This window comes from Candidatus Margulisiibacteriota bacterium (assembly GCA_041650855.1).
GTDB lineage: Bacteria > Margulisbacteria > WOR-1 > O2-12-FULL-45-9 > XYB2-FULL-48-7 > JALOPZ01.
This window is the reverse complement of sequence record JBAZKJ010000001.1, coordinates 359,772-374,090: the sequence shown is the minus strand read 5'-3', so window position 1 is coordinate 374,090 and position 14,319 is coordinate 359,772. Positions and strand designations below refer to the sequence as shown.

Below are 14,319 nucleotides of genomic sequence, written 5' to 3'. Positions count from 1 at the left end.
TCTCGACGGAGTGTCAATCAAGGAGAACATCGGCAAGGTCCGGGCGCGGATCGCCGCGGCGGCGGAAAAAGCCGGCCGCGATCCGGCCGCGGTCAAGCTGGTCGCGGTCGTCAAGCACGTCCCGCTGGACGACGTTTACCGGGCGCTGGAGGCGGGGATCACCGACCTGGGCGAGAACCGGGTGCAGGAGGCGGCGGAACGCTGCCGGGCGATCAGGGAAAAATTCCCCGGCACGACCCTCCATTTTATCGGCCATCTCCAGCGAAATAAGGTTGGACAAGCGCTGGAGCTGTTTGATATAATCCAGTCGGTCGACAGCGAGCGGCTGGCCGCGGCTCTCGACGAAAAAGCCGGCGCCGCCGGCCGGATCGTGCCGGTCCTGATCGAGATCAACGTTTCCGGCGAAGCGAGCAAGTTCGGGGTTTCCGGCGCGGCGGCGGCAGGCCTGGTCCGGTCCGTGGCCGGGCTAAAAAATCTGAAAATCAAGGGGCTAATGACGATGGCGCCGATCGGCGATGCCAGACCGAGCTTTCAAGGTTTACGCACTTTCCGCGATTCTCTGCACCTGACCGACGTCGACCTCACTTGTTTGTCCATGGGAATGAGCGCTGATTTCGAGGCGGCGATCGCCGAAGGTTCCACTCTGGTCCGGATCGGACAAGCGATCTTTAAGGGGGAGGAAAAAAATGATCGATAATATTTTCAAGCGGGCGAAGACGTTCATCGGGCTGGAGGAAGAAGGGCCGGACATGCCGTCGGGGCAGCAGCTGGACCTGAGCACGATCCTGAAGGGGAAGCGGGAGCCGCGCGGCGAAGCGCCGGCCGGGGCCGAGATCATCATTTATGAGCCGAAGATCTACGAGGACTCGCTCAACATTTCCACCAACCTGCGGGCCGGCTCGCCGGTCATCGTCAATCTCAAACACCTGGACCCGGCGGAGGGGACCCGGCTGATCGATTTCGTCTGCGGCACCGCTTACGCCATCGACGGCCACATGATGAAGATCGGCGACACGATCTTCCTCTTCACGCCGAGCGCGATCGCCATCGTCGCGGCGGAAGAACGCTCCTCCATCAGCGAGGACGTGGCGGAGAAAAGGGAAGGTTTTTTCGGCCGGCAATAGACTGGATCAGGACAAAAATAAACTACAACCATGAAAAGGTCAGTTTTTGTCGTATTGTCCCTGTTGCTGGCTTTGCAGCTGGCAGCGCCGGCAGAAAAACTGACCAGCGGTTCCAACTCTCTCTACGCTAATCCAGATTCCGCTGCCGGCGCTTCTGCTGCCAACAGCACGTATTTGCTTCGTTATTCAACATCTGATCCAGCTGCCGCCCGCCTAAGTGACGGCAGCCGCGTTGTCCGAACGATGTTCTTGCAGAGCCGCCCGCCCGGCGCCAACGAGTTTTTTGTTAACGGCGTAACCGGCAGCGATCTGCCCGCAAACGGTACCGCGTTAAAGCCCTGGAAAACGATCAAGTACGCGGTGACGATTGCCAACCGTTCGGGGGATATCATCAATGTTCTGCCGGGGATCTACGGTGACGATAACCTGCCCTTCCAGGTCCCGGCAGGCGTGAAAGTTGCCGGCTATAGTACCGACCGCAAGAACGTGATCATCGCGGCAGCGTCCAATTTCCCGTCGCTGATCATTTTGAGCAGAAACAGCACGTTGGAAGGCCTGACCGTTATCAGGGCGCCGCTGACCGGAGTTGCATCGAACCTGCTGACCACCGCCGGGCAATCAGTAGATATAAATAATTGCATTATTGACACGAATTATGTGTCTGACGTGGCCTCGCCGACGACGGTGGAAGCGATTAGCGTAACCCAATTTAATTGCGCGGTCAGGAACTGTCTGATCTATTCGTCACGGACTTATAACCCGATGACGGCTGGCCCGCGGGCGATGAATGTTGGTTTGTGGGTATCGAGCAGTAACGGTTTTCGGCTTACCGGCAATGAACTGCGGAATTTAATGCTCGGCATTGCGACGAACAGCTGGGTGACCGGTGTTTGCGAGATCAACAAGAACACTTTTATCGATTGCATCGGTGGATTTTTGGCGCATGCCCATTGGGGGGCGGTGACCTATAATGTTAAAGACAACATCTTTGCCTTGCCGATCACCAGCGGCTGGGCCTCACACTCGTATGATGTCAGGAGTGAACTGCTTTCGGGCGCCACCCCGAGAATGGTGACGATCAATTATTCGCACAATTGCTACTATAACTTGGAGCATTCGATCGACCCGAACTCAGGCTATTTCCTGGATGATGGAACGAATATAAAGGCCTATCCGTGGTTTGTCAGGCCGATGAATAAAGATTTTCGGCTCTATGTCGATGAGTCACCCTGTTTCGGGACTGCCAGCGACAATGGCAACCGCGGCGCCTATGAAGGAGGCGTGCGGCCGACTGAAATGATGATAACGATCAGCCCACTGACTACCGAAGTGGCGCCGGGCAACCAGTTCGATCGGTTTTCCGCCCGGGGTGAGGATGTCGACGGTTATTTGATCCCGGAGGTTGCCGTAACTTGGACCGTGACCGATCCGGCCGCCGGAGCGATCGACGCCGGCAGCGGAGTCTTTACTGCTGGCACCACCCTGGGGATTTTCCCCGGAGCGATCAAAGCGCTCTTTAGCGGGAAGAACCGCGAGTTTACCGCTTATGCCTCGGTCAATGTCGGCGGGGTGGGGGCGGTTGCTGGACTGATTACCGATGAGAGCAGCGGCCGGGCGGTCGTTGACGCGCTCGTCAGCCTTGAAGCGCAAAGCGCCCGGACCGATACGGTCGGTTATTACGCCGTGAACGGCGTGCCTGCCGGGACCTATCTGGCGCAAGTGAAAGCCGGCAATTATTTAGACGCTTCTAAACCGGTAACGGTCGAAGCCGGCCGGACGACAACGTTGAACTTCCTTTTGACCAGGAGCGATGTTCCCTGGGGGACGGTGCCGCTTAACATCGCCCGGCAGGGAACGGGGTTAATGATCTCCTGGGATAAGGCCCTCTACCCGAACCCGCAACTCTTTGTTCTGGCTGGCGACGGAAGCGGCCAGTTCACCAACAATATCGACAATAACAATTGGCTACCGCTTACGGACTACGCGGCCGCGCATGACGGCGAGATTGATGACGCGGCCGGTCTGGGTGACGGCCGGATCGTCCACGGCGGCCAGGTCGGCAGCGGCGCGCCGGAACTTTATTACAAAGGGGTCAAGGCCGAGATCAGCGCCGCTGACCTGCCGATGATCCTGCCTACCGCCTGGGCGGTCGGCAAAATAAATGCGGCGCTCCAGGGGACGGCTGATCCCGCAGGGAAAAACCTGATCGCCCTGCCGTTCCAGTCCCAGCAGGGGATGACCGTTGCCGGTGTACTGGGAGAGGGAAGTGAAACGGTCTGGACCGAGGGGGACCTGGTGCAGAGCAAGTTCGCCGCTTCCCCCGCGTATAAGACGGCGGTTTATGTCGGCGGCGCCTGGAAAGATGCCGCCAATACGGCGAATGCGCCGGCCTTCGAGCTTGACCCTCGTTTCGGCAACTGGCTCATTACCAAAGCGAACAAGACGGCGACCTTGATCGGCGAAGTGCTGCATGACAGCCCGACCGTGGCGGTCGACGTTTACGGCGGCGCCGGCCTAACGACCGGCGGGAAAACCTTGCTCGGCCTGGTCTATCCGCAAGCGTTGGGCCTGACCGCGACCACGCTGATCAATGACGGAGCCCGGGCGGGTGACCTGATCCAGTTCAAGGTTTCCCCGCTTAATCCGGCCTATATTTCCGCGGTCGTGAGCGAGGGAGCCTGGAAGAACGCGGCCAATCCGAGCGAGCCGCTCGATCCGCGGATCTCGTTGCTGCGAACGCCGAACAGTTACATCTATGTCAGATTTGGCGATGGTACGGACGCCGGTTTTAAGTGGCTCCGGACCAAGCCTTAAGAAGGAGATGGTTATGAGAAAAATTATATTAACGGGAGGGTTGCTGTTGTTGTGTCTCGGCCTGGCTTCGCCCGCGCGAGCGGCCGATAAAACGCTGTTCATTACCGGCACCAACATTACCCGCGCGAGCGGCAACGTGACGGTCGGCAATGACAATATTCAGTTTTTCAAGAACGGCGCGTCGCTGACCTTGACCATCCCGGGCGGCAGCACGCCGATCAGTGATTTTGCCATTAACGCCGGGGCGGTGGAGACGCTGGGCAGCCCAGCCGGCCGCAACGTTCAGGTTGATTGCGTGATCGGGAACAGTCTGTCCGCCACGGTCTGGACGCCGGCGGTCGGGGCGGGCAATTACTACGGCCGGACCGCCCTATCGATGAGCGCGGCCAATTTTGATGATTCCGCGCTGACCTGGAGCTGGAACAGCCTGCGCGTCGATTACAAAGCGGACGCGCCATACAAGCCGGCGATCTCCCGGTTCGAAGAAGCGACCGTTTACCCGACCGACGGCTCCGGCTCGACCGCCACTTTAAAGGTTTTCGCGGCTGGCGGGAACGGCGCGGACGGCCTGCGCGAGGTGACCGGCCACGCCTGGAAGTTCTGGCAGCCGGCTAACCCCTCCAGCCCGGCCGTTGACGAGCCGGGGGCAACAGTGACTGGCGCGGCCGGCTCTACCCTGCAACTCAGCTCGGCGGAGGTTACCGCCGGCAAGACTTACGCCTTCCGCGTTCTGGACAGCAACGAATGGGGCTCGACCTGGAGCGATATCTACGCCCACACCCTGGCCGGCTCTGCCGCCGGCGTGACCGCGGGAACGGTCAGTTTCACTTACGCCCTTAAGAAATCGGAAACCGGCAAGCTAATCGTTAACAGCGTCACCTTGCCCGGACTTAATTTGGTCAAGCCGACGACAGCGACGGTTGCTAAAGCGAGCGAACTTGTCAGCCTGATCAATAGCAGCGCCAAGAGCCCGATCGTTATCGCGATCAGCCGCTGGGACACGACTTTGGCCAGGGCGCAAGGCTACGCGCCGATCTACGACGATAAGGGAGCGATCAGCGGCTTGACCGGCGAAGATTTTAGCCTGGCAGCCGGCGAAGGGTATCAGCTTTTCGTCAATCAAGATCTGGAGGTCACTTTTGAGGGGCGTTAACCAACTACTCCTGACCGGCTTATTAATAGTAACGCTGGTTATGCCGGCGCTAGCGCAGACTTATTACCCGACCTACTGGGTCAAGGGGGAAGTCGTCAGTGACGCTGCCGTGTCGGTTAACGGCCGGCAAGTTGTCCTGTATGAAAGCGAAAGCAGCCGGCTGGCCGGTTCGTACACGTCCGATACCAGCGGGCCAACCGGGGCCTCGGCCCAGAACGCGCGGTTCCTGCTCAACGCCTATGGCCACGAAAAACCGTTCGCCGAAGTCGGCCAGACTTATCTGGTCGCCATCCCGCAGGGGGCGGACGGTTACGGCGCCAATCCGGTCCCGGTCGTTTTGACCGGCCACGGCATCGATACGGTCTCTTCCCGCCTGGTCTTGGCTAAAGGGGCGGGGCCGGGTGCCGTTGCCAACCCGCCGGTCATTTCCGACATCCGTTTTGGCAACCGCTTGTACCAGAAAGCCCTGGTCGCCAAAGGGGAGCCGTTCATTGTCTCCAGCACCCCCAAGATCTCCGCCCGGGTCAACAGCGATTCCGATGTCGACACGGCCAGCATTTACATTAGAACGGCAAGCCTTTTGGCCGGCACTGCCCCCAAGACCCATTACATGTCGGGGACTAATATTATGGCCAAGAGCCCGGAGACCGGCGGGATCCGGAGCATGAGCCTAAGCTACAACATTCCGGAAACGGATAAACTGGCCGAGGGTGAAAATGAAGTGGTGATCGCGGCGGCGAACAGCGCCGCTGCGACCAGCGAAACTTGCACGGTAACCGTGCTGGGCGGCCCGCTCAAGGTGATCGGTCCGGTCGTTTTCTACCCGCAGCCGTTCAGCAGTACGAAGCACCGGCGCGGCGAGATCCAGTACACGCTGTCGCAGGACGCCGAGATCGAGATCTATCTCTTGACGGGCAGCGGCCAGACGATGAAGAAACTTATCTGCCCGAGCGGGACCGACGGCGGTTCGGCCGGCGTCAATAAAGTTGGCTGGGACGGCACTACCGACCTCGGGCCCAAAGCCGGCAACGGTGTTTATGTTGGGACGATCGTTTCCCGCCTTGACGGGAAACTGCTAGCCAAGTTCAAGTTTTCGATCGTTGATTAATTAGTTAATAGTTTAATGAAAAGAACGTTAATAGCGATAGGTGTTTTAATCTGCGCAGCTAGCTTGGCTTTGGCTGCCGACTTTGTCGTGACCAGCGAAGCGGACAGCGGCGCCGGTTCGCTGCGCGAGGCGATCGAGCTGGCGAACAGCACCGCCGGCCCCGACACGATCACCTTTGAAGCGGACTTCAATCTCGTTCTTTCTTCTGCTTTGCCGGATATCACTGAAGAAGTGATAATTGACGCCGGGACAAAGGTCGTTACCCTGGAAGGGGGTGGGAGCCGGACTTACGGCTTGGTTATCGGAGCGGATGACTGCGTCGTGACCGCAGACGGTTCGGTCAAAGGGCTCAGGATCACCGGTTTTACCACTGTCGGCATTTTGCTCAATAATGTCGATCGGGCGACGATCAGCAATTGCCGGATCTACGGCAACTCTAATTGGGGGATCAAGGCCAATGGCGCTCACACCGGGCATATTATCCGCGGCTGTTATCTCGGGACCAACGACGGACTCAGCGCCGACGCTAACGGGGGGAACGGCATCGATCTGGCCGGGACGAACCATTATGTCGGCGGGCCGAACGCGTCTGACCGGAACATCATTGCCGGCAACACCGGCAATGGGATCAACTTATCGGCCAGCGGCTGCACGATCGAAGGGAATTATATCGGCCTGCAGGCAGGCGGCAATGCCGGTTTAGGCAATGGCGGCAACGGGATCTGTCTGGATAATAGTTCAAATTCGGTCGACAATCGGATCATTGCCAACCGGATCGGCGCGAATGTTAATCACGGGATCAGCATCAATTCCGGCAGCGGCGGCGGGAATATTATCCAGGGGAATTACATCGGAGTTGGGGCTGACGGGTCGACCGACCAGGGCAATACGAAAAGCGGTATTTATCTTGACGTCGGTATCAGCTACGAAGTGATCGGCGGGACGCTGGAGAGCGAGCGGAACGTCATCTCCGGCAATGGCAACCAGGGGATCACTATCTTTGGCCCCTACAACCAGGTCGTCGGTAATTTTATCGGGACCACGGCCGAGGGGATGGCGGCATTGCCCAATGATTTCGGCATAGCTACGGTCAATGCCTATCATTGCACCATTGAAGCCAATTTGATCTCCGGCAATACCAATTTTGGCCTCAGAATTTTAGACGGCACCCAAGCCAACCGGATCGTCAGGAACCGGATCGGGACAAACCGGACCGGGAGCGCCTTTTTGCCGAACCTGATCGGGCTCCATGCCTTAACGGGCGGCTCGGCGATCAGCGGTAATGAGGTGGGCGGACCGACGACAGACGAAGCGAACGTCATTGCCGGCAACACCACCGCCGGGCTCGTGCTGGACGGTGCTAGCGTTTATGGCAACAAGATCAGCAAGAATTCTTTTTATGGCAATAACAGTAGCGCCCCGCAAGGGATCGTCCTCGGGAGTGGAGCGAACCACGGCATACCGGTGCCGGTGATCGGCCTGGCGACCAAGGAGACAGCCGGAGCAGTGGCAACTTATCTCAGCGGGACGGCGACGCCCGACGCGGTGATCGAGGTTTTCCTGGCGCCGACCGGCTCGAATAACAGCAGCGCGGAAGGAAAAACCTTTCTGGGGACGACCGAGTCGAACGGGTCAGGCAGCTGGGCGCTGGCCTTGACCGGGCTTAGCATTGGGACGACGCTCTGCGTCACGGCGACGAACAACCTGAACGACACCTCGCAATTCTCGTCTGGCAGGCTGGTGGCCCTGGCGCCGAGCGACCTCTATGTGGCGTTGACCGGCAGCGACACGACCGGGACCGGGTCGGTTGGCAGCCCATTTCGGACGGTGACGAAAGCTTTATCCCAGATCACGGCCGGCTACGCGGTCCACGTGGCGGCGGGGACCTATAACAGTGCCGGCGGTGAGGCGATTCCGTTGACTGTTCCTGCCAGTACCCGCCTGCTTGGTGCGGGCAGAGGTTTGACGACGCTCGAAGGGACGCCGGTGGGAACAACGATCGACCACCTGGTCAAGTTAGAAGCAAATTCCACGCTGGAAGGATTCGCGGTCAGGGCTTCCAGCGCGGGGGTCGGGTTTCATCGAACAGTGGTTTATCTGGCCGGCTATGGTTCAGCTTTGCTCAGCAGTGAAGTGATTGATAACGGTTCGAGCAGAGGGAGCGTTTATGTCGGTTATGGGCAGGTGCTGGTAAGGGGAAATATTGTCCGCTTGGCGAGTACGTCGTACGGCATTTTGGTCTCCAATTTCTTGACCGGTGCATCGGTCGACGGGGTAATGATCTCTCATAACGGGATCAGGGATAATTTGATCGGGATAACGCTCGCTGGGGTCGGCGCCGGTCATTCCTTGACCATTAATAATAATACTTTCGTGAATAACGGGAACGGGGCGGGCGGCTACGGCATTCTTTCGAGCGACGGCGGTCTCGGTAATTATCAGGGAATAGCGCACTGCTACAATAACATAATTTATTCCAGCGGCAGCAATGCCAACGGGATCAGGCTTGGCTCGGCGGCCGGCACGCTCGAGGTCCGCTATTCGGATCTTTACGGGCTCGCGACGAATTACTCGCTGGTCACGCCGGGAGCCGGCACGCTCGAAGTCAATCCGCAATTCGTTAACGACAGCAATGATCTTCGCATCTATGATTCATCAGATTGCACCGCGGGCACGCCGGAGGGGACGGTCATGGGCGCCTATGGGATATACTCTCCGTCGCCGCCGGCCTTGGTCAGCAGCGTTAGCCCAAATACCGGCACGGGCGGCCAAACCGGCCTGCAGGTCAGGGTAAATTGTTTGTACACTCACTTTGACGCAACCACCACGGCAGATTTTGGGGCGGGAGTCACCGTGACGAATTTGACTGTTGAAGGGAAGAGCCGACTGGTGGCGGTGCTCAGCATCGCCACCGGAGCAGTGGCGGGCAGCCGCAACGTGACGCTCAACACGGTCAGCAGTTCGGAAATCGTGACCGGGGTCGGCTCTTTTGGTGTGACCGCCGCGCCGGGCGACCGCTACGTCAGTTCGCTCAACGGCAGCGACAGCAACACCGGATTAAGCTTTGGCTCGGCGTTCAAAACGATCAAAAAAGCGCTAACTCAAGTCGGGACCGGCAATACGATCCTTGTCGGGACCGGGGAATATACAGCAGTGGATGAGATTTTTCCGATTGTCATTCCGGCCGGCGTGACACTCGAAGGGGTAGGAAAGGGTTACGTCACGATCGAAGCGGCGATAAGTGGGATGTTCGGCTCAGCTGTAACTCTGGCGAACGGCGCGGCGATCAAGGGGTGCACTTTGTTTGTGACTGGGAACGGCGGGAACAAGAATTACCTCGGTATTTATGTCTCCGGCGCTGATAATTGCCGGATAAGCGAGATGACGATCTACGGCAACGAGCGGTTCGCCAATTTCGGCGGGCCGGAGATCAACGCCGGTATAATCGCGGGGGGGATAGGTGGACCGGGAGCCGCTAATAATTTGCTGGTTTCGACCTGTGAGGTCCGTGACCTCGGCTCGGCGGTCGTTTTCGCCGAAGAGACCGGGACAACCGCGTCATTATTGAACAAGAATACTATTGTCGGTTGTTTGAATGGTCTATTAGCGGTCAATAGCTGTACCAATACTTATAATATTACTAACACGATCATCGCTTCCTGCGAAAACTCTGGCGTCATGCAAGACTGCGGCACGATCAACTTCTTCTACAATAACACCTGGGAAGCGGCGCCGGCGATCAGCGGCGGGACTTTTAACGCGGGAGCGGGCAATATTTCCGTCGATCCGCTTTTCGTCAACAAGGCAGCCAAGGACTTCCATCTCTCCTGGGCGAATTATCCGACGGTAGATGGTACCAAGTCGCCTTGCATCGACAGCGGAACGCCGGCCCTGACCGACATGGGCGCCTACGATTTTATCCCGCCGTCGGCCGGACCGATCAACCCGCCGACCGCGTTCTCCGGTAGTGCCGAATCGACCTTCTCGATCCGCTGGAGCTGGCAGCACGACACGACCAACCTGCTCGGCTTCCGGTTGCTGAACGAATCCGGGGCGACGCTGGCGATCATTAACCCGGCAACGTCAGTTTCGACCGTCGAGGACGGGTTGACGGCCAACACTCGCTATCAACGGATCGCTCGAGCTTACAATAATACCAGCAGCGCCGACGCGACCGCTGCCCGTTACACCTGGGCCGACGTACCGACCGCACTGGCCATTGCCAGCCGGGCTTCGACCGAAGTGACCTTGAGCTGGCTGGGCAACGGCACCCGTTATCAGGTCGAACGTTCATTCGATGGGACGAACTTTACTTTCCTCACGACAACTATCACGGCGACTAGTTTTGCCGACAGTCGCCTGCTGCCGAACAAGCGATACTGGTACCGGGTCAGCGCTTTTAACGGCGACGGGATCATGACCGCGCCATCGCTAACGGTACTGGCGACGACCGGCGCCTACACCGCCGGGCCGATCATTCGCTACGCTACGGCCACCCGGCGCCAGATCAGGGAAGGCGATGTGGTCAGCAGTCGGCCGCTGATCGGGGCGATCGTGGAAAGCACGATCGGTTTCGACCGCGATGGTGTTTTTAACGCAACCTTTACCAGGATATCAGACGGGACAAGATATGGCCCGTATTCTGTGAGCACCTATTCTCGCTACGAGGAAGGGACCGATCTTTACGCGATCGGCTGGAACCACGGACTGATGTCGACCATGGAAGCGGGCGAATACTGGCTCGACCTCTCGGTCACCGATACGCTCGGTAATACCGGGACCTTGCGCGTCAAGGTCAAGATCTACAGCGCTACGGGAGGGACGATTCTTATCCCTGGCACCGAGCCGACTGCCGATAAGCCGTCCTTTGACCCGATCGTCGGCGAAAGCGCCACGATCCTCTACTCGCTGACCACGCCAGCCAATGTCCAGATCATCGGTTACGGACCAACGGCTAAAATGGCATTCAATCTGCATTTCGCGGCCGACACTAACGGCGGGCTGGCCGGCACGAACAGTGAAGCAAAATGGGACGGCCGGGAACCGAGCGGCGCGATCGCCGGCAAAGGGATCTACGTCTACCGGATCATCGCGAATGGGAAAGCAATTGGGAAAGGATATTTGGTGGTGAAATAAATGGGAAGTTTCGGATTTAGGATTTCGAGTTTGTTTCGTATTTCGTGTTTCGTATTCAGTCTTTATGCTCTGACTTGTGCGGCCCAGGCGGCGCCGACCGCCACGACGATGACGCCGAGTGCCGTCTTCGAAGGAAAGATCACGGTCGCGACGATCGAAGGGGCCGGGTTTGAAAGCGGCGCGACGGTCACCTTTGAAGCGGGCGGGGTCATCGATGTGAACACCGGCCTGCCGGTCATTTCCGCCGAGGTCAAAAGCGCGACCAAGCTGGAACTTTACATTGATATTCAGCCGGGTATCCTGATCGGGGTTGCCCGGGACATTTTTGTGACCAACCCTGACGGCACAACCGCCCGGTTAGCGGGGGCATTGACCGTCAACACTAACCCGGGAACGGTCCGGATCGGCGCGGTCAAATTCTCGACCCCGACCGGTTTTGTCGACTACGCCAGCGGACTGCGGATCGATCCGGGAACCCTTTACCTGTCGGCCTTGATCACCGCCGATGCCGGCATCTCGATCGCTAACGGGAATGCCAAACTGCTGCTCGACCATGGGATATTTGCTGATAACCTGAGCAGCCAGCTTAGCCCGGAAGCGAGCGGTAAACTGGCTTACTTCTATCATCACGGGACGATCGCTCCGACCGGCGACATCGTCCTGACGCTCTACGCCGAGGACGATACCGGAGTACCGGGTCGGACCGATTGCCTGGTTACAGTGGCGAGCCCGCAGCCGCCCGATAAACCGACCGCCGGCACGGTCATCGCGAGCCCGAATAAGAACCCGACCGCCGCGAACCCCATGACCCTCCAGTTCAAGATCGACAGCACGATCACCAAGCCGCTCAAGGTCAGGTTATTCGGCGCGGCGCCGTCGCCGGTCAAGACGCTGGTCGTGACGCCGACCCAGCCTGGTTATGTCGAAGTTTCTTTCGACGGGAGCGATGACTCAGGCGGCATGGCCCGGAGCGGTGTCTACATGGTGACCGTCGATGACGGTTCCACTATCCTGGCGAAAGGGAAAGTGGTGATCTTTCGATGAGCGCCCTGAAAATAGGGAGAGTGTTGGCTATCGCGTTTTTGCTGAGCGCTTTTGCCGGCTTGGCACTGGCGGAAACATTCATCGCCTGGGACCCGAGCCGCAGCACGCCGAACGCCCGGGTACTCGGCTTGGGGCGCGCTTTTGTCGGGCTGGCGGACGACAGCGCGGCGATCTACACCAATCCAGCTGGTTTGGCTGAACGGACCGCCTGGGAGGTCAGCTCCCTGTCCGGTCATTTCCTGGACGAGTATAATTATTTTTCAATGGCCGGTTATTCACCGCTGCCGCTCGGTGTTTTCGGCATCGGGTTCGCCGGTTCGGCGATCTCCGGCGCTTACGTTTCCAAGGTCAAGGAGGGCTCGGACCCGAACGACCCGATTTACGAGCTCGATTATTCCACGCCGCCGGTTTCCAACAGCAATAACCTGTATGTCCTTTCCTACGGCGCGAAAGTGGGGGACTGGCTGAAGCTGGCCAAATACCAGAATGGATTCCTGGATAGTTTTAACTTTGGCTTGAACCTGAAGCTGTTCAGCGTCGGCATGACCGGCGACGGGATCACCGACGGGAGCGCCTCCGGCCGCGAGCTTGACCTGGCGCTGCAGTACCGCGCGCCCTGGCCGTGGCTCCGCGCCGGTTTTACCCTGCAGAACGCCTTGCCGTTCTCAATGGGCGGCAAGTTGTCTTACGCCAACGGGCACGAAGAAACCTATCCGGCAGTAGCGGAGACCGGCCTGGCGCTCAAGCTGCTCGGCCAGAAAGACGCGCTCCGGTCAGCGCCCCAGGAGCTGAGCTTTGTTTATGACGTTGACTATCATCCGTCGCTGGGCAGCTATCCGCTGATCAATCATTGCGGTTTTGAATGGAAACCTCTTTCGCTGATCGCCCTTCGGCTCGGTCTGGACCAGGACGCCAACGGCGACGGGGCCGGCGGCCTGGCGACGGTCTCGAACATGACGGCCGGCGCCGGCGTCTACTACGGCGGCTTCCGGTTCGATTACGCTTTTATGGAGAACAAGGCGGCGCCCGGCGTAGCCAACCATTATTTCTCGCTCTCTTTTGCCCCCCAGGTTAAGGAACAGCCGGCGGTGAAAAAATATTTGGTGATCGACCAGCCGGCGGACAAACTGCTGACCTTTGCCGGCGACGTCGACCTGAAAGGGCGGATCGGCGAGCCGGAGGTTAAACGGGTTTTTGTCGACCGGAGCGAGCTGATGACCGGCGGTAAACCGGCTTTCGCAAAGAAACTGGCGCTGGCCCCCGGGAAGAACAAGCTCATGGTGGAAGGTTTTAGCCAGCAGGGCCGGCTGACCTCGCCGCTGGCGACGGAATATATCCGGGTCCTGCGCCTGCGGGTGTTCAAGGATGTGGCGGCTGAGTACTGGGAAGCGAAGCCGATCTCTTTACTGGCGATGGCTAATATTATCTCCGGCTATCCAGACGGGGCGTTCAAGCCGGAAGGGAATATCACGAGGGCGGAGATGTGCTCTCTCCTCGTCAAGGCAAAATCCGAAACAATAAATCCGAAATCCGAAATAAATTCGAAATTCCAGGACGTAAATTCGAAACACTGGGCAGTGCGGTATATTGATCGTGCCGCGGAACTCGAGATAGTTAAAGGTTATCCTGGAAATGTCTTTAAGCCTAACGGGAACATTACCCGGGCGGAAGGGCTGGCGATGATCGCCCGGTTCGCGGAGATCTCGGAAGAAGCTTACACGAACCAGTTTGGAGATCTGCCGATCACCCACTGGGTAGCGAAATTAGCGAGTGCCGCTTACGCCGAAGGGATATTGGATTATCTGAAAGGGCGGCGGTTCGAACCGAACAAGCTGCTGACCAGGGCAGAGACCGTGGAAATGCTGCAGAAGACGGCGCGCGTCCAGTTTATCCTGAAAAAAGATCTATTAAATTGGGACTCTTACTAAGTCGGAAATAAA

Annotated in this window: 8 protein-coding genes; all 8 read left to right on the top strand. The window is 58.6% G+C overall.

From position 1 onward, the window contains the following. The first annotated feature begins 10 nt into the window (after positions 1 to 10). The 8 genes from WC529_01820 (at position 11) to WC529_01785 (ending at position 14,307) form a co-directional block, all read left to right on the top strand. Positions 11 to 697, top strand: coding sequence for a YggS family pyridoxal phosphate-dependent enzyme (locus WC529_01820; protein MFA5113013.1), 687 nt, complete (start codon positions 11 to 13; stop codon positions 695 to 697). Beyond that, entirely contained in the window at positions 687 to 1,124 is a 438-nt protein-coding gene (locus WC529_01815) for a cell division protein SepF (GenBank protein MFA5113012.1), read from the top strand. The genes WC529_01820 and WC529_01815 overlap by 11 nt, the downstream gene beginning before the upstream one ends. A 30-nt stretch (positions 1,125 to 1,154) precedes the next feature. Then, the gene (locus tag WC529_01810) at positions 1,155 to 3,938 is read left to right on the top strand and encodes a carboxypeptidase-like regulatory domain-containing protein (GenBank protein ID MFA5113011.1); all 2,784 of its coding nucleotides are present in this window, start codon (positions 1,155 to 1,157) and stop codon (positions 3,936 to 3,938) included. Positions 3,939 to 3,951: 13 nt separating this feature from the next. Further along, positions 3,952 to 5,091, top strand: a complete 1,140-nt coding sequence (locus tag WC529_01805; protein ID MFA5113010.1) for a hypothetical protein — start codon at positions 3,952 to 3,954, stop codon at positions 5,089 to 5,091. A 40-nt stretch (positions 5,092 to 5,131) separates the two neighbouring features. Further along, the gene (locus WC529_01800) at positions 5,132 to 6,199 is read left to right on the top strand and encodes a hypothetical protein (protein MFA5113009.1); all 1,068 of its coding nucleotides are present in this window, start codon (positions 5,132 to 5,134) and stop codon (positions 6,197 to 6,199) included. 63 nt (positions 6,200 to 6,262) lie between these two features. Further along, entirely contained in the window at positions 6,263 to 11,335 is a 5,073-nt protein-coding gene (locus WC529_01795) for a DUF1565 domain-containing protein (GenBank protein ID MFA5113008.1), read from the top strand. Between the two features lie 108 nt (positions 11,336 to 11,443). Next, positions 11,444 to 12,379 carry a FlgD immunoglobulin-like domain containing protein gene (locus WC529_01790; protein ID MFA5113007.1) on the top strand — a complete coding sequence of 312 codons (936 nt, stop codon included), beginning with the start codon at positions 11,444 to 11,446 and terminating at the stop codon, positions 12,377 to 12,379. A gap of 23 nt (positions 12,380 to 12,402) precedes the next feature. Further along, the gene (locus WC529_01785; GenBank protein ID MFA5113006.1) at positions 12,403 to 14,307 is read left to right on the top strand and encodes an S-layer homology domain-containing protein; all 1,905 of its coding nucleotides are present in this window, start codon (positions 12,403 to 12,405) and stop codon (positions 14,305 to 14,307) included. Positions 14,308 to 14,319 lie beyond the last annotated feature (12 nt).